We start from the raw sequence: 19,349 nt of genomic DNA on the forward strand, positions 1-19,349 counted from the left end.
GGACCGGCCCGACAGAAAGGCACGCACGTGTACGTCATCACCGCACCCACCAGCACCATCGGACGTCTGATCGTCGACGACCTGCTCACCCGCGGGGAGAAGCCGCGCCTGGTCACCCGGGACGCCTCGCGGCTGGCCCCCGGGGTCCGGGAGCGGGCCGAGATCGTCGAGGGCTCGCACGGTGACGAGGCCGTGGTCGACCGGGCCTGTGCGGACGCCGAGGCGGTCTTCTGGCTGGCGCCGGACGACGGGGACGCGCCGAGCACCGACGCCGCCTATGTCGACTTCACCCTCCCGCGGCGCGGGCGTTCGCCCGGTACGGCGTCCGGCGGGTCGTCACCGTCACGGCGCTGGGCCGTGGCACGCGGCTCGCGGAGCACGCCGGTGCGGTGACCTCGTCGCGGGCGATGTGTGACCTGATCGCCGCGTCCGGCGTGAACTTCAGGGCGGTGGCCTGCCCGTCCTTCTTGCACAACCTGCTCAACCACGTCGGGTCGATCAGGGAGCAGGGCGTGTTCTCCATGATGGCCGACCCGGATCTGAAGGCTCCGGCCGTGGCCGCCCGGGACATCGCCGCGACCGCCGTACGACTGCTGCTCGACGGCACCTGGACGAGGTCGGGCGAGGTCGCCTGCCTCGGTCCCGAGGGTCTGTCGCCGAACGACATGGCCCGGATCGTCTCCGAGGTGCTCGGCACCGAGGTCGGCTACCGGCAGATCACCGGCGCGGCGTTCAAGGAGCGCATGACCGGTTTCGGGATGAGCGAGGGGATGGCGCAGGGGCTGGTCGACATGTTCGGGGCGAAGAACAGGGGCCTGGACAACGCCGAGCCGCGCACCGCCGGGTCGACGACGCCGACGACGTTCCGGCAGTGGTGCGAGGAGGTGCTCAGGCCGGCCGTGACGGGCTGAGCACCCACAGGCACCCGGGCGCAGCCGTCCAGGCCCGCGCCCCCTCCCCCGTCACTCCTCGAACGGGTCGAAGTCGCCGTACTCGCGCAGCGACTCGTCGCGCTCCGCCTCGCGGTCGCGGCGGCGCTGCGCGGCGGGGCGCGGTTCCTCGAAGCGGTGGTCCTCGCCGCGGCGGCCGAGCATCTCGGCGCCGGACATCATGGACGGCTCCCAGTCGAAGACGACGGCGTTGTCCTCGGGGCCGATGGCGACGCCGTCGCCGCTGCGGGCGCCCGCCTTCATCAGCTCCTGCTCCACACCGAGGCGGTTGAGGCGGTCGGCGAGGTAGCCGACGGCCTCGTCGTTGTTGAAGTCGGTCTGCCGGACCCAGCGTTCGGGCTTCTCGCCGCGTACCCGGAAGAGGCGGTCGTCCTCCTGGGTGACGGTGAAGCCGGCGTCGTCCACGGCCTTGGGCCGGATGACGATCCGGGTCGCCTCCTCCTTGGGCTTGGCGGCGCGGGACTGGGCGATCAGCTCACCGAGCGCGAACGACAGCTCGCGCAGGCCGAGGTGGGCGACCGCCGACACCTCGAAGACGCGGTAGCCGCGGGCCTCCAGGTCGGGGCGGACCAGCTCGGCGAGGTCCTTGCCGTCGGGGATGTCGGTCTTGTTGAGGACGACGATCCGGGGCCGGTTGTCGAGGCCGCCGTACTGCCTGAGCTCCTCCTCGATGATGTCGAGGTCGGAGACGGGGTCGCGGTCGGACTCCAGGGTGGCGGTGTCCAGGACGTGCACGAGGACGCTGCACCGCTCGACGTGCCGCAGGAACTCCAGGCCGAGGCCCTTGCCCTGGCTGGCGCCGGGGATGAGTCCGGGGACGTCGGCGATGGTGTAGACGGTCGAACCCGCCGTCACCACACCGAGGTTGGGGACCAGGGTGGTGAACGGGTAGTCGGCGATCTTCGGCTTGGCGGCCGACAGCACCGAGATCAGCGAGGACTTGCCGGCGCTGGGGTAGCCGACCAGGGCCACGTCGGCGACGGTCTTCAGCTCCAGGACGATGTCCCCGAGGTCGCCGGGCACGCCGAGCAGGGCGAAGCCGGGGGCCTTGCGGCGGGCGCTGGCGAGGGCCGCGTTGCCGAGGCCGCCGCGGCCGCCCTGGGCGGCGATGTAGGAGGTGCCGTGGCCGACGAGGTCGGCGAGGACGTTGCCCGCCCCGTCCAGCACCACGGTGCCGTCGGGCACCGGCAGGACGAGGTCCTGGCCGTCCTTGCCGGCCCGGTTGCCGCCCTCGCCGGGCTTGCCGTTGGTGGCCTTGCGGTGCGGCGAGTGGTGGTAGTCGAGGAGGGTCGTCACGGACTGGTCGACGGTCAGGATGACGTCGCCGCCGCGGCCGCCGTTGCCGCCGTCGGGGCCGCCGAGCGGCTTGAACTTCTCCCGGTGTACGGAGGCGCAGCCGTGGCCTCCGTTACCCGCGGCGACGTGCAGCTCGACGCGGTCCACGAAGGTGGTCATGGTGGGGTGCCTCCAGTTACTTACGGGGTGATGCCTATGTCAACACGCGAAAGGCGGACCCGCCTTCCCGATCGGGAAGTGAGGTCCGCCTCGCGAATCGTTCGGTCTGAGCCGTCCAGTCAGAAGACCAGGACTCAGGCGACCGGAACGATGTTCACGACCTTGCGGCCACGGTGGGTGCCGAACTCCACCGCACCGGGCTGCAGCGCGAACAGCGTGTCGTCGCCGCCGCGGCCGACGCCGGCACCGGGGTGGAAGTGGGTGCCGCGCTGGCGGACCAGGATCTCGCCCGCGTTGACGACCTGACCGCCGAAGCGCTTCACGCCGAGGCGCTGAGCGTTGGAGTCACGACCGTTACGGGTGGACGATGCGCCCTTCTTGTGTGCCATCTCTCCTCAGTCCCTTACTTCGCAGCCGCGGGGATCTCAGTGACCTTGATCGCCGTGTACTGCTGGCGGTGGCCCTGGCGACGGCGGTAACCGGTCTTGTTCTTGTAGCGCAGAATGTCGATCTTCTGGCCCTTGTGGTGGTCCACGACCTCGGCCTGGACCTTGATTCCGGCCAGCACCCACGGGTCGCTGGTCACGGCCTCGCCGTCGACAACGAGCAGGGTCGAGAGCTCGACCGTGTCGCCAACCTTGGCAGTGGAAATCTTGTCAACCTCAACGATGTCGCCGACAGCAACCTTGTGCTGGCGACCACCGCTGCGCACGATGGCGTACACGCGGATCTCACTCTCTCGCTCGGAACCGGCACCCCCGCAGTCCAGCCGTCCGGCACGCGGGCGGCCTCTCCAGAACACCGTGTGCTCCGGAGGAAGAGGTTTACGGGGATGTGGCACGTCCTCATATCCATGGACACGCCGACGGTCAAGGTTACGGGGCGGTGGCCGAGGGGGTCAAACCGGGCCCCGGGGGGTGTGGGGCCGGTCACTCGGAACAGGCCCCACGGAGTGCGGGACCGGCCGCCCTGGGCAGGCCCCACAGGGTGCGGGACCGGCCACCCCGGGCAGGCCCCACAGGGTGCGGGACCGGCCACCAGGAGCCACCCCGCAGAGTGCGGGACCGGCCGCACGGACCGGTCCCGCACCCGGGCGTCAGCCCTCGTCGGAGGCGGTGGTGACCGTGGTGGTCTTCTTCGCCGTCGACTTGGCGGCGGCCGTCTTGGCGGTCTTGGCCGCCTTCTTGGCCGTCGTCTTCTTCGCCGCCGTCTTCTTGGCCGCGGTCTTCTTCGCGGCCGTCTTCTTCGCGGCGGTCTTCTTGGCAGCCGTCTTACGGGCCGTCTTCTTGGCCGGAGCGGCCTCCTCGACGCCCTCCGCGGCGGTCTCGTCCGCGACCGGCGCCCCCGCAGCAGGAGCCTCCGGCCGCTCGGCGGCCTCCGTCGACGGTACGACCACGACGGCCGCCTCCTGCGACGCGGTCGGCGCGGTGGCCTTGCGCACCGCGCGGCGGCGCGGACGGGCCGGGGCGGCGCTCTCGGCGGGCGCCGCCGCCTCGGGCTCCGCAGCGGGCTCGGCCACCGGCTCCGCGGCAGGTTCGACCACCGGCTCCACCGCCGCTTCGGCCGCCGGGGCGGTCTCGGCGACGACGGTCACCACGGCCGTCTCGGACCCTGCCGGGGAACCGGCGGGCGCCGACACCTTCCGGGTGGCCCGGCGACGGGTACGGCCCTTGGACACGGCCTCCTCGGCTGCCGGGGCCTCCGGCGCCTCGGGGGCCTGGACGACCGGGTCCTCCACGGCGACCGGCTCGGCGTGCGCCTCGGCGGCCGGCTCCGGCAGCACCTCACGCTCCGCCTCCGCGGCGGCCTCCGCGCCTCGGCTCCGGCCCGCACGCTCCCTGGGCGCACCGGCCGGAGCCGAGGCCCGGCGGCTCGCCCGGCGGGGGGGTGGGGCCGCGGCCGGCGCGGGCCCGCCCCCCCCCCCGCCCCCCGCGCCCCCCCCCGCCCCCCCCCCGCCCCCCCCCGCCCGCCGGGCGGCGCGCGCGGCGGCGGCACCGGCCGCGGCCGGCCGCGGCCTCCGCCTCGGCGACGCTGCTGTACAGCTCCTCGTCCGGCGCGAAGTCGGGGGCGGGCAGCGCGACGGGCGAGGCGGCCTCGGCCGCGACCTCCGCCGCCGTCTCGACCGCGTGGACGGCCTCGGCGTGCTCCACGGCCCCATCGGCCACGACCTCGTGCGTCTCGTGCACTTCGTGGTCGTGCTCGTGCCCGTCTCCGCCGCGCCCGCGCTTCTTGCGCTTACCGCCGCCACCGCCGCCGGAGCTGGGCTGCTCCATGTGGACGATGACACCTCGGCCGTTGCAGTGCACGCAGGTCTCGGAGAAGGACTCCAGCAGGCCCTGCCCGACCCGCTTGCGGGTCATCTGGACGAGCCCCAGCGAGGTCACCTCGGCCACCTGGTGCTTCGTACGGTCCCGCCCGAGGCATTCGAGCAGGCGGCGCAGCACCAGGTCCCGGTTGGACTCCAGGACCATGTCGATGAAGTCGATGACGATGATGCCGCCGAGGTCGCGCAGCCGCAGCTGGCGGACGATCTCCTCGGCCGCCTCCAGGTTGTTCCTGGTGACCGTCTCCTCCAGGTTGCCGCCCTGGCCGGTGAACTTGCCGGTGTTGACGTCGATGACGACCATCGCCTCGGTCCGGTCGATCACCAGCGAACCGCCGCTGGGCAGCCAGACCTTGCGGTCCAGGGCCTTGGCGAGCTGCTCGTCGATCCGGTAGGTGGCGAAGACGTCGACCTCGGAGGTCCACTTCGACAGCCGGCCCGCGAGGTCGGGGGCGACGTGCGAGACATAGCCGTGGACGGTCTCCCAGGCCTCGTCACCGCTGACGACGACCTTGGAGAAGTCCTCGTTGAAGATGTCGCGGACGACCCGGACGGTCATGTCCGGCTCGCCGTACAGCAGCGTCGGTGCGTTCGAGCTGCCGCCGTTCTTCGACTTCTTCTGGATCTCCTCCCACTGCGACTGGAGCCGTTCGACGTCGCGGCGCAGCTCGTCCTCGCTCGCGCCCTCGGCGGCGGTGCGCACGATGACACCCGCGTCCTCGGGGACGATCTTCTTGAGGATGGTCTTCAGCCGGGCCCGCTCGGTGTCGGGCAGCTTGCGGCTGATGCCGGTCATCGAGCCCTCGGGGACGTACACGAGGTAGCGGCCCGGGAGGGAGACCTGGCTGGTCAGACGGGCGCCCTTGTGGCCGATCGGGTCCTTCGTCACCTGGACGAGCACGGACTGACCGGACTTGAGGGCGGCCTCGATACGGCGCGGCCCGTTGGCCATGCCGAGCGCCTCGAAGTTGACCTCACCGGCGTACAGGACGGCGTTGCGGCCCTTGCCGATGTCGATGAAGGCGGCCTCCATCGAGGGCAGCACGTTCTGGACCTTGCCCAGGTAGACGTTGCCGACGTACGAGGTGGCCTGCTCCTTGTTGACGTAGTGCTCGACGAGCACGCCGTCCTCCAGGACGCCGATCTGGGTGCGGTCGCCGTACTGGCGTACCACCATCACGCGCTCGACGGCCTCGCGGCGGGCGAGGAACTCGGCCTCGGTGATGATCGGGACACGTCGGCGGCCCTGCTCGCGGCCTTCGCGGCGGCGCTGCTTCTTGGCCTCCAGGCGGGTCGAGCCCTTGATGGACTGCACCTCGTCGGACGGCTCGGACTGCTTGCGGGGCTCGCGGACCTTGACGACCGTGCGCTCCGGGTCGTTCTCACCGGGCTCGCTGTCGGCGGAGGTGTCCCCGGCGCGACGCCGGCGGCGACGGCGGCGACGGCTGCTGGAGGAGCCGCCCGCCTCGTCGTGGGCGTCCTCGTCGTCCTCTTCCTCCTGCTCGGCGGCGTCCGCGGCGTCCTCGTCGGCCCGCTCGCTCTGCTCGGCGGCCAGCTCGTCGCTGTCCGCGTCGCCGCCCTCGCCGTCACCGGCGTCACCACGGCGGCGGCGACGGCCACCGCGGCGGCGACGGCGGCGGGAACCGGCCTCCTCGGCCTCGTCCTCACCGTCGGCGGCGTCCTCGACGTCCTCGGCGGGCTCCTCCGGCTCCTCGGTCTCGTCCTCGGCGGCGGGCCGGGCGACCGGGGTCTCCTCGGGGGCGCCCCGGCGCCGGCGCCGGCGGCGCGAACCGGTCTCGGCCTGCTCGACCGGCTCGGCCTGCTGGGCCTGCTGGGCCGGCTCCGGCTGGTAGGGGGCGAGGTCCTCGGGCTCCTCCGCGCCGGCGGCCTCGGCGGCCGCTTCGGCGGCGGCCCGCTCCGGGGTCTGGAACTTCGGCTCGGTGAACACCGGCGCCTGGAACACGGCGACAGCGGGCCGGGCGGGGCGGCGCTGCGACTCGTCCTCGGCGGGCGTGGCCGCGGCGGCGGGCTCGGAGAACCCGATGGCGGCCTGCCGCACGACGCGGCGCCGACGCCGCGGGGACTCGGTCCCCGGCTCCTCGACGGCGGGGGCCTCGGTGGTGGAGGTGACGGCCGGGGCCTCGACGGCCTGCGGCTGAGCCGCGGCGGGGGCCTCGGCGACGGCCTCGGGCGCACCGGCGGGCGCGGCGACCCGGCGGGTGGCACGGCGGCGGGTACGCGGCGCGGGCTCGGTGGGCTCCGCCTCGGGGGCGGGGGTGCCTCCGTGGGTCTCGGCGGCGGGCGCGGGCTCGGCGACGGCCTCGACGGCCTCGGCGGTATCCGCGACGGCGGCCGTGGGTGCGGTTTCCGCGGCGGCGGCCGTGGGTGCGGTTTCCGCGGCGGTCTCGGCGGTCACCGGGGCACCGGTGGGCGCGGACGCCCGACGGGTCGCCCTCCGGCGGGTACGCGGCGCGGGCACGGTCTCTTCGCCGGCCTCAGCGGCCTCAGCGGCCTCAGCGGCCTCAGCGGCCGGAGCAGCCTCGGCGGCCGCAGCGGTCTCGGAAACCGCGGAAGCCTCGGCAGCCTCTTCCTGCTCGGTCGCCTCGGTGGGCGCGGAGACGCGACGCGTGGCACGCCGACGCGTCCGGCGCGGCGCGGCCTCCTCGTCGCTCTGTACGGCGGTCTCGACGGCCTCGGCCACAACAGGCGTGGCCTCGGCAGGCTCGGTGGCGGTCGCGGGAAGCACGGTCTCGGCCGTCTCGACGGCCTCGGCTCCCGTCGGGGCACCGGCGGGTGCCGACGCCCGGCGGGTGGCCCGGCGGCGGGTACGCGTGGCCGGCACGGCCTCCTCGGCGGTCTCGGCCGCCTCAGAGGTCACAAGGGTCTCTTCCCTCTCGTCGGCTGCCGTCTCCTCGTCAGCCTCTGCGGGCTCGGAGGGGAACGACTCGGCGGCCGGTGTGGCCGGCGTGGTGATCTCGGCCACGGCCTCGCCCGCCGCGTTCGCGGCAGGCGGTCCCGCGGGGCGGGACGCGGCACGGCGACGCCTGCGCGGCGGCAGGGTGTCGCTCGGGGTGTTCGGTTCGGAGCCCTCGATGGGCTCGGTCGGTTCGAGCATGCGGGCGGTTCTCCCGTCAGGCTCCCGGGCGCCGCGCCTGGTCCGGCGGCGTTCGCTTCGAGCGACCGCCGGTGACGTCCACGGCTCGCGCGATGCGCGGTGCCGCCGTGTGGGGCGCGGGCGCCGCACAGGAGCTCTCTGTGTCCTGTCTCGCCGGTTCCGTACGCCTTGTCGCGGACGGCCTGGCGAAAGTCTTCTGGTCGGTGCGCTGCCCGACCCAGGTGGCTCCCGAGTACGAGGGCTGCGCTACGACGTCCGTCCTTCGCGGGACCTTCCTTACGCCGGCGCTGTCGCGGCGGCAGCGGGTTCGGCCTTCGAGAGGGCCTCCACTGCCTCGCGGTCGGGCGCGAGCGGGTCGGTCACCGTGCCGGTCTCTTCATCGAGCAGCCCCTGCGCCAGCCTGGTCACCGCTGCGGGGACCGGCGGCGCCAGGTCGGCCACGGCGCGGAGACCGGACAGGACGTCGTCGGGTCGTACGGCAGGCGTCACGTGCCGAACAACCAGCCGCAGTATCGCACAGGGCTGGTCGCTCGGCCTATCAGCCGTTTCATTGTGCGTTTCAAGTTGTACGACCGCGGGGCGGGCGTCGAAGGTCCGTACGCCGTTCTTGGTCATGCGCTGGACCTCGACGGCGTCGGCCGCGTTGAACGCGGCGACGGCCTGTGCGGCCTGCTCCGGGTCCTGGCCGGCCAGTCGCAGCTCCCACACGGAGGCGGTGAGCCGGTCGGCCAGTCCGGACGTGCGGGCCTCGACCGCGTCGACGATGTCGAGCCCGGTGGGCAGGGACTCGTCGAGGAGGACGCGCAGTCGCTCCGGGTCGCGGACCGCGGTGAGCGCGATCTCCAGGTACTCGGCCTCGCTGCCGGTGCCGGTGGGTGCGGCATTGGCGTACGACACCTTCGGGTGCGGTGTGAACCCCGCCGAGTAGGCCATCGGCACCTCGGCGCGGCGCAGCGCACGCTCAAAGGCGCGCTGGAAGTCTCGGTGGCTGGTGAACCGGAGGCGGCCGCGCTTGGTGTAGCGCAGTCGGATGCGCTGCACCGCCGGTGCGGGCGGCGGGCCTTCGGGCTGTCGCTTGCCCAGTGTCGTCAGTCCTTCGTGGTTCTGGTGAGAGCAGTCGTACCGCGGGGGCCGTGCTGCCGTGTACTGCTATCCATCAAGAGTACGTGTGTCGCGGCCGGCAGGTTCCCGCCGGTCCACGGCCGGCGGGCGGGCCGGCTCGCCGAACAGGGCGCGTCGCAGGTCGGCGCGGGCCTGCCGGACGGCGCGTCCGACGGCCCGTGCGACCTGGGCGGCGGGGCGCAGCACGAGGTCGCGTACGACGTGTCCGACCGGGGTGAGGACGGTGCGGTAGAGCCAGCGCACCGGCTCCAGGAAGATCCACCGGAAGAGGGTCCCGAGGATCCGTCCGACGGCGCGTGCGACGTGTCCGGCGGCCCGCCAGGCGTGGCCGAGGGCGTCCCGGATCTCCTTCAGGACGATGGCGAGGACGTGGCCGACGGGGGTGAGGATCCAGCGCCACAGGGCGACGGCGGGCAGCACGAGGAGCACGCGTGCGATCCAGTACAGGGCGGTGGCGAGCTGCTCGAACACCCAGGCGACGGCTTGGGCGACGGGCGTGAGGAGCCGGAGCACCGCGTGGCCGATCGGGGTGAGCACGCGCGCGTAGAGCCGTCCAAGGGCGTGGCCGACAGGGGTGAGCAGGTAGCGGTACAGCCAGGTCAGCGGGACGACGAGGAGGACGTGGAGGAGCCAGGCGACGGCGTGGCCGACGGGGGTGAGGACGTACCGCCGCAGGAATCGCGCGGGGGGGACGACGAGGTACCGCCACAGGAACCTTGCGACGGCGGCGAAGGCGTCCCAGAGCAGCCGTATCGGCAGGACCACCAGGAACACGAAGACACGGACGGGGATCCTGATCGCGACGACGAGACACCCCTCGGGGTGCTGCGTCTGCGAATGTGGCTGCGGTTGCCGTTGCGGCTGTTTCTGCATGTCCATGGCCACAGAGACGCTATCGCGTGCCGCGCGGATGCGATCGGCGACCCTTGATCACCGATCGGCGGCGACACGGTAACGGTTGACCCGCACACGCCAATCTGGATGGATCCGGCCACTACGGCTTGATTTGCTGGGCGCCAGCCAAATCTTGAACCTTTCTTGGGTCCTTGGGGGACGAGCAATGAACTGGTACGTGGACGTACTGAAGAAGTACGCGGTGTTCAGCGGCCGCGCGCGCCGGCAGGAATACTGGATGTTCTTCCTGTTCAACCTGATCATCAGCATCGTGCTGGCGATCGTCGGGCGGGTCATCGGGTTCGCCGCCCTCGGCGCGATCTACAGCCTGGCGGTCCTCCTGCCCGGCCTGGGCGTCGCGGTCCGCCGGCTGCACGACACCGGCCGTTCGGGCTGGGCGGTCCTGGTCAGCATCATCCCGCTGGTCGGCTGGATCATCGTGCTGGTCTGGCTCGCCTCCGAGGGCAAGCCGGAGCAGAACCAGTACGGCGACAACCCGAAGTACTCGGCCGCCGTCTGAGCTGTCATCGCCCGAAGGCCCGCCGGACGGATCCGGCGGGCCTTCGGCCGTCTACGAGGCGGCGGACGCTCTCTTGTTGCGCTCGGCCTGCAGGTGCAGGACCAGGAAGAGCACACGCAGGAGGTCGTCGGGGAGGGCGCCCAGGTCCTTGGGGAGGGTGATGCGGCGGGGGCGGGTGCCGAGGGCGTCGTAGGACAGGGCGAGCGGGCCGATCGCCCTCGCCCGGCCGCTGAACCTGGGGTGTTCCACGGGGTACGGCCCGATGCGGCGCGGGATCCCGGACCAGGCGGCGCAGTCGACGTCCCAGGTCCCGAAAGTCCTCGGGACGCTGCCGAGGCGGCCGTACCCGATCTCGATGTCGCCGATCCACCGCAGCCGGCTGCCGAGCATGTCGTACTCCAGCGGATGCGGTCCGAGCGCGTGGGGCCTGCCGCCCCACCGGCCGTAGGTGAGGGGGACGTCCCCGATGGAGCGGAGCCTGCTGCCCAGCAGGTCGTAGCCCAGTTCCAGTTCCATGCCCGCCAACTCCCCCGTGTCTCAGCGGTCTTCGCTCTTCCCGATTGTGCGGCCGGACCGGTGCGCCTTCCATGGCGGTCGTGTCACGGTTTCGCCGCCGACCGCGAAGGCGTGGGAGCCGGCGGGTCCTGGAAGGCCTGGATCACCAGCGTGGCGAAGCGCCGGGAGGCCGCGACCCGGCCGGCCGGCGACGCGGTGCGGATGCCCCGCTGGGCCATGAGCATGAGGACCAGGTCGTCCATGACGAAGTCGGGGCGCAGCCGTCCGGTGCCCTTGGCGCGGTCGGCCAGCCCGGCGACCGACCTCAGTGTGGCGGCGCGGTCCGCGGCGAAGTCCGTCGCGTCGGGGAAGGCCGACCTGAAGGCCTCGGTGAAACCGCGGTCGTGCGCGTGCAGTTCGCAGATCTTCTCGATCACGAGACGGAAGCCGTGCCACGGGTCCGGATCGGCGAGCCCCTCGTCGACGATGGCGTGACAGGCCCGCGCCTGGTCCCGGAAGACCTCGGTGACCAGGGTCTGCTTGGTCGGGAACCGGCGGTACAGGGTGGCGGGGCCGACCCCGGCGCGCCGGGCGATCGTGCGCATCGGCACGTTCAGCCCCTCGGTGGCGAAGAGCGCGCGGGCCGCGTCGAGCACGCGTGCGCGGTTGTCCCGGGCGTCGGAACGCAGTGAGTGAGACAAACGGTCGGTCACCGCTCTCACATTAGCCAAGCCGGGGCAGGGTGCCCCTTAGCGTCCGGGAGCAGCGGACCACCACGGCTCCGCTCCATCCCGTACGCAGGAGGCCCATGTGAAAGCAGTGACGATCCGGAGGTTCGGCGGCCCCAAGGGCCTGGCGGTCGTCGATCTCCCGGCGCCGGTTCCGGCCGGCGGACAGGTGCTGATCACCACCGAGGCGATCGGGGTCGGCGGCGTCGACACCCTGATCCGCAGCGGTGTGCTCGCGGGCTACGGCTTCCGGGAGGGCCATGTTCCCGGCAGCGAGGTGGCGGGCACGGTGAGCGCCGTCGGCGAGGGCGTCGACACGGCGTGGCTCGGCCGCCGGGTCTGGGCGTTCACGGGCACCGGCGGCGGCTATGTGGAACAGGCGATCGCCGCGGTCGAGGAGGTCCTCGCCCTCCCCGCGGACCTGTCCGCCGCCGACGCGGTGACCCTCGGGAGCTCCGGAGTGGTGGCCCACTTCGCGCTCGACCGGGCCCGTTTCAGGCCCGGCGAGTCGGTGCTGGTGCGGGGCGCGGCCGGGAGCATCGGGATCGCGGCGATCCAGCTCGCGGCCCAAAGCGGTGCCGCGGCGGTCGCGGTGACGACGTCGTCGGCCGGGCGCGGCGAACGGCTGCGCGCGCTCGGCGCGACCCATGTGCTGGACCGCTCCGGAGAGGGCGGCGGGGACTCGCCGGCCGGCTATGACGTGATCATCGACATCGTGGCCGGTGCGGACCTGCCGTCGTTCTTCGGCAGGCTCGGTCCGAACGGCCGTCTGGTGGCCGTCGGCATGGTCGCCGGACCGCCGCCGGCCGACTTCGGCATGAGCATGGTCGCGGCGTTCCGCAGGTCCCTGTCGTTCGCGACCTTCAGCGCAGACACCGTGCCCGCGACCGACCGGCGCGCGGTCAGGACCGGCCAGTTCGCCGCCGCGGGCCGCGGCGAGCTGGAGACGGTGGTGCACGAGTCGCTGCCGTTGGCCGAGGCCGTGCTGGCGCACCGGAAGATGGCCGCCGGGGAGGTGTTCGGCCGGATCGTGCTGACGCCGTAGCGCCACGGTGTCCCGGGGACGGGAATCAGCGTCGGGGCAGCACCCCGGCCGCGACGAGCGAGTCGTACAGCCGCTGCTGTTCCTCGTCGAGCCCGGAGTACAGCATGTCGTACGCCTCCTCCTCGCCCCGCGCCGTCTCGACGGGGTCCCAGGCGTCGCCGAGCGCCTCCATGACGTGGGCGCGCCGGGTCATCTCGTGCCCGGTGAGATCGACGGCGAAGTCGACCGGTTCGGCGGGAAGGGAGGCATCAGAACTGGACATATGACCGAATTTAGGCAGGCGAACCGGTCCGCGACAAGAGCCCGTGGGACACATCACAGCAGGTCATCGGCGCCGCGGGACGCTGTACGGTGACCGCGAACGGCCACCGGCCGCGGATTGGCCCGCGACCCGGTCCCGGCATCCTGACAAAATCGCACCCCCCGCCGTGTTTCGAGGAGACGCCATGCAGGTAGCCGTGCTCACCTTCGACGGATTCAACGAACTCGACAGCTTCATCGCCGCCGCGCTGATCAACCGGTGCCGGAAGGACGGCCTGGAGGCCTTCATCACGACACCGGCGCCGGTGGTCACGTCGATGAACGGCGTCGAGGTGACCGGGCAGCGCCCGATGGAGTTCGTGACCGAAGCGGACGTGGTCCTGGTCGGCAGCGGGGTGAAGGCACGGGAGGTGGTCGCCGACGACCGGCTGATCTCCCGGCTGCGGCTCGACCCCTCCCGGCAGCTGGTCGGCGCCCAGTGCTCCGGCGCGCTGGTGCTCGCCCGGCTCGGGCTGCTGGACTCCATGCCCGTCTGCACGGACCGCAAGAGCCGGCCCTTCGTCGAGGCCGCCGGGGTCACCGTCCTGGACACGCCGTTCCACGCGGAGGGGAACATCGCCACAGCCGGTGGCTGCCTGGCGTCCCAGTACCTCGCCACGTGGGTGATCACCCGGACCCTCGGCGAGGACGCCGCACGCGCGGTCCTCGACTACGTGGCCCCGGTCGGCGAGAACCAGGAAACCGTCGACCGCGCCCTGCGCGCCGTCCGCACGGCCACGGCCGGGACCGCACTGCGCTGACAGGAGGGGCGGCGGGACCGCGTCTGCCGGGTCGGAGGCCTTGTGCACGGTCACGTGGGCGGTTGCGTCCCGGCCCGCTCGCTCACCATGTACCGCGCGTACCAGTCCGGCCAGTCGGGGTCCTCCGCGCCGGTGCGCGCCTCGTGCTCGCCGTGTGCGGCCGCGGCCCGCCGCAGGGCGCCCGCCAGGTCACCGGCCGAGGCGAACGAGGTCGCCGCGGGATCCAGCCGTCCCGGGAGCCGCTCGGTGACCTCCTGGAGGAGCCAGCCGTTGCCGTCCGGGTCGCTGAACGACAGGAAGGAGCCGTAGCTGCCGTGCCGCGGTTCGGGACCGGGGACCCGGGCGTCGCCGTCGGCGTGGTGGAAGACACCGCCGGCGTCGTGGAACACCTCGCTGGGGTGGGCGCCGTGCCGCGCCAGCTCGTCGTGGGCGGTGTCGATGTCGTCGACGACCAGGTGCAGCCCCCGGGCCGAGCCGGGCGTCTGCTCGGTGACCGACTCGCCGAAGATGACCGACGCCGGGGAACCCGGTGGGGTCATCTGCACCACCCGGAACTCCCCGTCGGTGGCGACGTCCGCGTCGAGCCGCCAGCCCAGCTCCGTGTAGAACTCCTTGGCCCGGTCCACGTCGGACACCGGCACCACGACGACCTCTAGTTTCATGTCCATGGCTCGCACTTCCCGTCTCGGAGGGGACACCGGTGACGGCCGCACCCGCGACCGGGCCGAGCAGGGGCTCAGTGCGCGAGGAGTTGCTGGCCGCCGTCGATGTCGTAGGTGGCGCCGGTGAGGGCGTCGTTGACCATGAGGTGCACCGCGAGGGCGGCGACGTCGGCCGGACCGACCACCCGCCCGATGGGCAGCGCCTTCCTCAACGCCTCCCGCCGCGCCTCGAGTTGGTCGCCCAGCAGGGAGGCCGACAGCGGTGTGTCCACGAACCCGGCCGCGATGAGGTTGACCCGGACCGGCGCGACCTCCAGCGCCAGGTTGGCGACGAGCGCCGGCAGCGCCGCGGTGAGGGCGCCCGTCACCGCCATCCCGGGCGCGGGCCGCCGGCCGCCGGTGCCGCCGATGAACAGCAGTGTCCCGCCGGCCCTGACCTTCCCCCGGCTCGCCCGCGCCACCGCCAGCACCATCGCGAGACGCCCGCCGAAGTCCCGTCCGGCGTCGGTCAGGTCGAGGTCGTCGAGCAGCGCGTACGACGGACTGCCCGCCGTGACCAGCACATGGTCGACCCGCCCGGGCAACTCCCCGAGGAAGCGCTCCATCCGCTCGGTGTCAAAGGCGTCGAACACGGCCGTGCTCAGCGGACGCAGTTCGTCCGCGGCCCGCTGAAGGCGCTCGGCGGCGCGCGCCACGAGCACCAGCTCACCGCCGGCCGCCCGCACCTGCCGGGCAGTCTCCAGACCGATGCCCGCGCTGCCGCCCACCACCACGACCGTCTGACCGGCCAGTTCGCCGCGCGCACCGCCGCGCTCGGCACCATCACCGCTCATGACCCCCGCCTCCGGTGTCCAGGGGGCCCGCACCGGCCCCGCCGTCCGCCCTCCCGACGAACTCCTCGGTGGTGAGGACCGCATGGGCGTACAGGGGCGCGTTGAGGTCGAAGGTCGCGGTCATCTCCGCCCAGCTGAAGGAGGCGATGGCATCGCGGACGAGGGTCACGTGGTACCCGAGTTCCTGGCCGTAGCGGGCGGTGGTGTCCACGCAGGTGTTGGCCCGCATCCCGATCAGCACGATCTTCCGGATGTGGTGCTGCTTCAGCAGGAAGTCGAGGTCGGTGTTGGCGAACCCGCTGGACGCCCAGTGCTGCCGTACGACGATCTCGTCCTCGCGCGGCTGGAAGTCGGGGTGCCACTCGGCCCCCCAGCTGCCCTCGGCGAAGGTCTGCTGGGCGGCGACGCGCCGCTGGGTCGGGGACAGGTGGTCCCAGGTGACGTAGTCGCCCGGGATCGTCCGGTGGTGGGGCACGACGAAGACGCGAGAGCCCTGGGCGCGGGCGGTGGCGAGCACGGTCCGCATGTGGTCGAGCAGGCCTACGCCCTCCGCCACCTCCTTCGCCCGGGGCCACAACTTGCCGCCCTCGGAGAGGAAGTCGTTGTAGGGATCGACGATCAGAAGGGCGGTCTCGTCCGGGGAGTACCGCGCTTCGGAGGTCTCAGCAGTCATGGACGGTTCCCAACTGGTAAGCGACCGGATCGCTCGCTGCCGGGACACGGCTCGGGAGCGCTGCCCGGGACACGCCACCGGAGAGAACAGCCGACGGCCGCCCCAAGCCCTCCGCGCCCCAGGCCCTCCGTAACACTCCGTCACGGGCCCGCCGACTCAGAAACCCCAGTCTGTCACTCCCCCGGCCCAACGGCATCCGGGCCGCGCATCCGGGCCAACGCCCCGGCCGACGCCGCGAACGACTTCGTCCGGGCGGCCGTGAAGACCGCCCGTGGCCCCCTGGCGAACGATCCCGGCTCCCACCCGTTCGAGACCCATGTCGGCGGCCCCTGCATCGCCGTGTCCTGCGCCGCGTTCGCCGGCCGGCCGATGAGTTCCCGAGCCCTGTGCAGTCTGCCTCCGCACAGGCCAAAGCCGCGCACGAGAGCTGTGAGGGAACCATGACCGACCACGCGCTACCACCCGTCGTCGACGCCGCAACCTGGGAACGCCGGCTCGAGGCACTGCGTGCCCGGGAGAAGGCCGCAACGCGGGAACTCGACGCCATCGCCGCCGAGCGTCGCCGCCTGCCGATGGTCGAGATGCCCGACTACACCCTCGAGGGCGAGGACGGTCCCGTTCGGCTGGCGGACGTCTTCGAGGGCAAGAGGCAGCTGATCGTCTACAACCACATGTGGTTCACCGGCAAGGAATGGCAGTGCCCGGGCTGTACCGGGTTCACCTCGCAGTACACCCGTCTGGAGTTCCTGGACAACTACGACGCGCGATTCGTCGTCGTCACCCAGGGCCCGATCAAGGAGGCACTCGCCTACAAGCAGCGGGTCGGCAACCGGATGACCTGGTACTCGACCGCGAACAGTCCGTTCGGGTCGGACGTCGGCGCACCCCCCGATGGAGGGTTCGCGGTCAACGTGTTCCTGCGCGACGGCGACACCGTCTACCGCACCTGGCACACCGACGGCCGGGGCACCGAGCAGCTCAGCCACAGCTTCGCGCTGATCGATCTCCTGCCGTACGGACGTCAGGAGGAATGGCAGGACTCGCCCGAGGGCTGGCCCCAGTCCCCCACCTACAGCCGGTGGGAGACGTCCGAGAACATCGCCGCGCTCTATGGCCCGGGTTCCGGCTGAACTCGTCACGGACGACGAGCGGGTGAACCCGACTGCTTGTCAACGGCCATGGCACGGACGTGAGAGGAGGTCGCCGACACCTGAGGGCGGGGACACGAGGCGCCCACAGCGGTCGCCCCGCCCTCACTCGCCCGCCGAGTCCCCACCACCCGGTCGAGCGCCCGGCTCACCTCAGTGCGCGTGCCCGCCCGGTGCCGACGCGCCGCTCTTGACCGTGAGCGGCAGCAGCTTCTTGCCCGTCGGCCCCACCTGGATGCTCGTGTCCATGGCCGGGCACACCCCGCAGTCGAAGCAGGGTGTCCAGCGGCAGTCCTCGACCTCGGTCTCGTCGAGGGAGTCCTGCCAGTCCTCCCAGAGCCAGTCCTTGTCGAGGCCGGAGTCGAGGTGGTCCCAGGGGAGGACCTCCTCGTAGGCGCGCTCGCGGGTGGTGTACCAGTCGACGTCCACGCCGTAGGCCGGCAGCGTCTTGTCGGCGCAGGTCATCCAGCGGTCGTAGGAGAAGTGCTCGCGCCAGCCGTCGAAGCGGCCGCCGTCCTCGTAGACCGCGCGGATCACGGCGCCGATGCGGCGGTCGCCGCGGGAGAGCAGGCCCTCGACGATGCCGGGCTTGCCGTCGTGGTAGCGGAAGCCGATCGAGCGGCCGTACTTCTTGTCGCCGCGGATCTTGTCGCGGAGCTTTTCGAGGCGGGCGTCCGTCTCCTCCGCCGAGAGCTGCGGGGCCCACTGGAAGGGCGTGTGGGGCTTCGGGACGAAGCCGCCGATCGAGACCGTGCAGCGGATGTCGCCCTGGCCGGAGACCTCGCGGCCCTTCTGGATGACGTTCATCGCCATGTCGGCGATCTGGAGGACGTCCTCGTCGGTCTCCGTGGGCAGGCCGCACATGAAGTACAGCTTCACCTGGCGCCAGCCGTTGCCGTAGGCGGTGGCGACCGTGCGGATCAGGTCCTCCTCCGAGACCATCTTGTTGATGACCTTGCGCATGCGTTCCGAGCCGCCCTCGGGGGCGAAGGTCAGGCCGGAGCGGCGGCCGTTGCGCGTCAGCTCGTTCGCCAGGTCGACGTTGAAGGCGTCGACGCGGGTGGAGGGGAGGGAGAGGCCGATCTTGTCCTCGGTGTAGCGGTCGGCCAGGCCCTTGGCGATGTCGCCGATCTCCGAGTGGTCCGCGGAGGAGAGGGAGAGCAGGCCGACCTCCTCGAAGCCGGTCGCCTTGAGGCCCTTGTCGACCATCTCGCCGATGCCGGTGATGGAGCGCTCGCGTACCGGGCGGGTGATCATGCCGGCCTGGCAGAAGCGGCAGCCGCGCGTGCAGCCGCGGAAGATCTCGACGGACATGCGCTCGTGGACCGTCTCCGCCAGGGGGACGAGGGGCTGCTTGGGGTAGGGCCATTCGTCCAGGTCCATGACCGTGTGCTTGGAGACGCGCCACGGGACGCCCGACTTGTTGGGGACCACGCGGGCGATACGGCCGTCGGCGAGGTACTCCACGTCGTAGAAGGCCGGGATGTAGACGGACCCCGTCCTGGCCAGGCGGAAGAGGACCTCCTCGCGGCCGCCGGGGCGGCCCTCCGCCTTCCACTCACGGATGATCTTCGTCATGTCGAGGACGGCCTGCTCGCCGTCGCCGATGATCGCCGCGTCGATGAAGTCGGCGACGGGTTCCGGGTTGAAGGCCGCGTGGCCGCCCGCCAGGACGATCGGGTCGTCCAGGCCACGGTCCTTCGACTCCAGGGGGATGCCCGCGAGGTCGAGGGCCGTGAGCATGTTCGTGTAGCCGAGTTCCGTGGAGAAGCTCAGGCCCAGGACGTCGAAGGCGCGGACGGGCCGGTGGCTGTCCACCGTGAACTGCGGGACGCGGTGCTCGCGCATCAGCGCCTCCAGGTCCGGCCACACGCTGTACGTGCGCTCGGCGAGGACGCCCTCCTGCTCGTTGAGGACCTCGTAGAGGATCATGACGCCCTGGTTGGGCAGACCGACCTCGTACGCGTCCGGGTACATCAGCGCCCAGCGGACGTCGCAGTCCTCCCACGGCTTGACCGTGGAGTTGAGCTCACCGCCGACGTACTGGATCGGCTTCTGCACATGCGGGAGCAGAGCTTCGAGCTGCGGGAACACAGACTCGGCGACCTGGGCGGCGGCTTCGGCAGGCATCTCGCGGACCTTTGTGAGCGGACAGGGGTGACCATCAAGCCTAACCCGGTCGGCGGCCTCCCCCGTACGACCCGGACCTCCCCCTTACGACCCGGTCAGCTCCGGTCGGCCCCCGGTGAGGGTCCGGCCAGGGTCCCGGTCTGACTCCGCCCGGAGTCTCCGGCAGAGTCGACCAGGGTCTCGGTCAGCGTCCGA

20 protein-coding genes are annotated in these 19,349 nt (G+C 72.3%); 6 read left to right on the forward strand and 14 right to left on the reverse strand.

Annotation, left to right across the window (positions count from 1 at the left end):
* The first annotated feature begins 27 nt into the window (after nucleotides 1-27).
* The gene (locus tag AB0D59_RS38785) at nucleotides 28-393 is read left to right on the forward strand and encodes an NAD(P)H-binding protein (RefSeq protein WP_362575655.1); all 366 of its coding nucleotides are present in this window, start codon (nucleotides 28-30) and stop codon (nucleotides 391-393) included.
* Between the two features lie 14 nt (nucleotides 394-407).
* Nucleotides 408-911: a hypothetical protein gene (locus AB0D59_RS38790; protein WP_362575657.1), complete on the forward strand. Its 504-nt coding sequence runs from the start codon at nucleotides 408-410 to the stop codon at nucleotides 909-911.
* A 51-nt stretch (nucleotides 912-962) separates the two neighbouring features.
* Here AB0D59_RS38790 and obgE read toward each other — a convergent pair whose 3' ends face one another.
* The 7 genes from obgE to AB0D59_RS38825 all read right to left on the reverse strand — a co-directional run bounded on the left by obgE (nucleotide 963) and on the right by AB0D59_RS38825 (nucleotide 9,844).
* Complete coding sequence (gene obgE / locus AB0D59_RS38795) at nucleotides 963-2,405, reverse strand: GTPase ObgE (protein WP_362575659.1); 1,443 nt, start codon at nucleotides 2,403-2,405, stop codon at nucleotides 963-965.
* A gap of 134 nt (nucleotides 2,406-2,539) precedes the next feature.
* Nucleotides 2,540-2,794, reverse strand: a complete 255-nt coding sequence (gene rpmA / locus AB0D59_RS38800) for a 50S ribosomal protein L27 (RefSeq protein ID WP_020940020.1) — start codon at nucleotides 2,792-2,794, stop codon at nucleotides 2,540-2,542.
* A gap of 14 nt (nucleotides 2,795-2,808) precedes the next feature.
* Complete coding sequence (gene rplU / locus AB0D59_RS38805) at nucleotides 2,809-3,129, reverse strand: 50S ribosomal protein L21 (RefSeq protein WP_030217740.1); 321 nt, start codon at nucleotides 3,127-3,129, stop codon at nucleotides 2,809-2,811.
* 372 nt (nucleotides 3,130-3,501) lie between these two features.
* Complete coding sequence (locus AB0D59_RS38810) at nucleotides 3,502-4,188, reverse strand: hypothetical protein (RefSeq protein WP_362575661.1); 687 nt, start codon at nucleotides 4,186-4,188, stop codon at nucleotides 3,502-3,504.
* A gap of 1 nt (nucleotide 4,189) precedes the next feature.
* Nucleotides 4,190-7,843 carry an Rne/Rng family ribonuclease gene (locus AB0D59_RS38815; RefSeq protein ID WP_362575663.1) on the reverse strand — a complete coding sequence of 1,218 codons (3,654 nt, stop codon included), beginning with the start codon at nucleotides 7,841-7,843 and terminating at the stop codon, nucleotides 4,190-4,192.
* 276 nt (nucleotides 7,844-8,119) lie between these two features.
* Nucleotides 8,120-8,884 carry a TIGR03936 family radical SAM-associated protein gene (locus tag AB0D59_RS38820; protein ID WP_362575665.1) on the reverse strand — a complete coding sequence of 255 codons (765 nt, stop codon included), beginning with the start codon at nucleotides 8,882-8,884 and terminating at the stop codon, nucleotides 8,120-8,122.
* 108 nt (nucleotides 8,885-8,992) lie between these two features.
* The gene (locus AB0D59_RS38825) at nucleotides 8,993-9,844 is read right to left on the reverse strand and encodes a hypothetical protein (RefSeq protein ID WP_362575667.1); all 852 of its coding nucleotides are present in this window, start codon (nucleotides 9,842-9,844) and stop codon (nucleotides 8,993-8,995) included.
* 181 nt (nucleotides 9,845-10,025) lie between these two features.
* On the opposite strand from AB0D59_RS38825, the gene AB0D59_RS38830 reads away from it, so the two are divergent.
* Nucleotides 10,026-10,379, forward strand: a complete 354-nt coding sequence (locus AB0D59_RS38830) for a DUF805 domain-containing protein (RefSeq protein ID WP_362575669.1) — start codon at nucleotides 10,026-10,028, stop codon at nucleotides 10,377-10,379.
* 51 nt (nucleotides 10,380-10,430) lie between these two features.
* Here the strand turns inward: AB0D59_RS38830 and AB0D59_RS38835 are convergent, their stop codons facing one another.
* On the reverse strand, nucleotides 10,431-10,895 hold the full coding sequence (locus tag AB0D59_RS38835) for a hypothetical protein (protein ID WP_362575671.1): 465 nt from the start codon (nucleotides 10,893-10,895) through the stop codon (nucleotides 10,431-10,433).
* A gap of 83 nt (nucleotides 10,896-10,978) precedes the next feature.
* Nucleotides 10,979-11,587, reverse strand: a complete 609-nt coding sequence (locus AB0D59_RS38840; RefSeq protein ID WP_362575673.1) for a helix-turn-helix domain-containing protein — start codon at nucleotides 11,585-11,587, stop codon at nucleotides 10,979-10,981.
* A 97-nt stretch (nucleotides 11,588-11,684) separates the two neighbouring features.
* On the opposite strand from AB0D59_RS38840, the gene AB0D59_RS38845 reads away from it, so the two are divergent.
* Nucleotides 11,685-12,647 carry a zinc-binding dehydrogenase gene (locus tag AB0D59_RS38845; protein WP_362575675.1) on the forward strand — a complete coding sequence of 321 codons (963 nt, stop codon included), beginning with the start codon at nucleotides 11,685-11,687 and terminating at the stop codon, nucleotides 12,645-12,647.
* Nucleotides 12,648-12,672: 25 nt separating this feature from the next.
* On the opposite strand, the gene AB0D59_RS38850 is transcribed toward AB0D59_RS38845, so the two are convergent.
* Complete coding sequence (locus AB0D59_RS38850) at nucleotides 12,673-12,909, reverse strand: DUF6400 family protein (RefSeq protein ID WP_362575677.1); 237 nt, start codon at nucleotides 12,907-12,909, stop codon at nucleotides 12,673-12,675.
* Nucleotides 12,910-13,093: 184 nt separating this feature from the next.
* Between AB0D59_RS38850 and AB0D59_RS38855 the strand changes: the two genes are divergently transcribed.
* Nucleotides 13,094-13,708 carry a DJ-1/PfpI family protein gene (locus AB0D59_RS38855; protein WP_362575678.1) on the forward strand — a complete coding sequence of 205 codons (615 nt, stop codon included), beginning with the start codon at nucleotides 13,094-13,096 and terminating at the stop codon, nucleotides 13,706-13,708.
* Nucleotides 13,709-13,758: 50 nt separating this feature from the next.
* Here the strand turns inward: AB0D59_RS38855 and AB0D59_RS38860 are convergent, their stop codons facing one another.
* The 3 genes from AB0D59_RS38860 to AB0D59_RS38870 form a co-directional block, all read right to left on the reverse strand.
* Nucleotides 13,759-14,376 (reverse strand): VOC family protein, encoded by a 618-nt coding sequence (locus tag AB0D59_RS38860; RefSeq protein WP_362575680.1) that lies wholly within the window; start codon nucleotides 14,374-14,376, stop codon nucleotides 13,759-13,761.
* Nucleotides 14,377-14,444: 68 nt separating this feature from the next.
* Nucleotides 14,445-15,203, reverse strand: a complete 759-nt coding sequence (locus AB0D59_RS38865; protein WP_362575682.1) for an SDR family oxidoreductase — start codon at nucleotides 15,201-15,203, stop codon at nucleotides 14,445-14,447.
* On the reverse strand, nucleotides 15,193-15,876 hold the full coding sequence (locus AB0D59_RS38870; RefSeq protein WP_362575684.1) for an isochorismatase family cysteine hydrolase: 684 nt from the start codon (nucleotides 15,874-15,876) through the stop codon (nucleotides 15,193-15,195). The genes AB0D59_RS38865 and AB0D59_RS38870 overlap by 11 nt, the downstream gene beginning before the upstream one ends.
* A 440-nt stretch (nucleotides 15,877-16,316) precedes the next feature.
* On the opposite strand from AB0D59_RS38870, the gene AB0D59_RS38875 reads away from it, so the two are divergent.
* A complete protein-coding gene (locus AB0D59_RS38875) occupies nucleotides 16,317-17,006 on the forward strand; it encodes a DUF899 family protein (RefSeq protein WP_362575686.1) in 690 nt (229 codons plus the stop codon).
* A gap of 171 nt (nucleotides 17,007-17,177) precedes the next feature.
* On the opposite strand, the gene AB0D59_RS38880 is transcribed toward AB0D59_RS38875, so the two are convergent.
* Nucleotides 17,178-19,154 carry a TIGR03960 family B12-binding radical SAM protein gene (locus AB0D59_RS38880; RefSeq protein WP_362575688.1) on the reverse strand — a complete coding sequence of 659 codons (1,977 nt, stop codon included), beginning with the start codon at nucleotides 19,152-19,154 and terminating at the stop codon, nucleotides 17,178-17,180.
* Between the last annotated feature and the right edge of the window lie 195 nt (nucleotides 19,155-19,349).

The organism is Streptomyces sp. NPDC048417, from assembly GCF_040651615.1.
GTDB lineage: Bacteria > Actinomycetota > Actinomycetes > Streptomycetales > Streptomycetaceae > Streptomyces.

Bases quoted from the DNA above. Each gene is read 5' to 3' on its own strand.
- AB0D59_RS38790 (WP_362575657.1), top strand. From the start codon at position 408: ATGTGTGACCTGATCGCCGCGTCCGGCGTGAACTTCAGGGCGGTGGCC.
- obgE (WP_362575659.1), bottom strand. From the start codon at position 2,405: ATGACCACCTTCGTGGACCGCGTCGAGCTGCACGTCGCCGCGGGTAAC.
- rpmA (WP_020940020.1), bottom strand. From the start codon at position 2,794: ATGGCACACAAGAAGGGCGCATCGTCCACCCGTAACGGTCGTGACTCC.
- AB0D59_RS38815 (WP_362575663.1), bottom strand. From the start codon at position 7,843: ATGCTCGAACCGACCGAGCCCATCGAGGGCTCCGAACCGAACACCCCG.
- AB0D59_RS38825 (WP_362575667.1), bottom strand. From the start codon at position 9,844: ATGGACATGCAGAAACAGCCGCAACGGCAACCGCAGCCACATTCGCAG.
- AB0D59_RS38830 (WP_362575669.1), top strand. From the start codon at position 10,026: ATGAACTGGTACGTGGACGTACTGAAGAAGTACGCGGTGTTCAGCGGC.
- AB0D59_RS38835 (WP_362575671.1), bottom strand. From the start codon at position 10,895: ATGGAACTGGAACTGGGCTACGACCTGCTGGGCAGCAGGCTCCGCTCC.
- AB0D59_RS38850 (WP_362575677.1), bottom strand. From the start codon at position 12,909: ATGTCCAGTTCTGATGCCTCCCTTCCCGCCGAACCGGTCGACTTCGCC.
- AB0D59_RS38855 (WP_362575678.1), top strand. From the start codon at position 13,094: ATGCAGGTAGCCGTGCTCACCTTCGACGGATTCAACGAACTCGACAGC.
- AB0D59_RS38860 (WP_362575680.1), bottom strand. From the start codon at position 14,376: ATGGACATGAAACTAGAGGTCGTCGTGGTGCCGGTGTCCGACGTGGAC.
- AB0D59_RS38865 (WP_362575682.1), bottom strand. From the start codon at position 15,203: ATGAGCGGTGATGGTGCCGAGCGCGGCGGTGCGCGCGGCGAACTGGCC.
- AB0D59_RS38870 (WP_362575684.1), bottom strand. From the start codon at position 15,876: ATGACTGCTGAGACCTCCGAAGCGCGGTACTCCCCGGACGAGACCGCC.
- AB0D59_RS38875 (WP_362575686.1), top strand. From the start codon at position 16,317: ATGACCGACCACGCGCTACCACCCGTCGTCGACGCCGCAACCTGGGAA.
- AB0D59_RS38880 (WP_362575688.1), bottom strand. From the start codon at position 19,154: ATGCCTGCCGAAGCCGCCGCCCAGGTCGCCGAGTCTGTGTTCCCGCAG.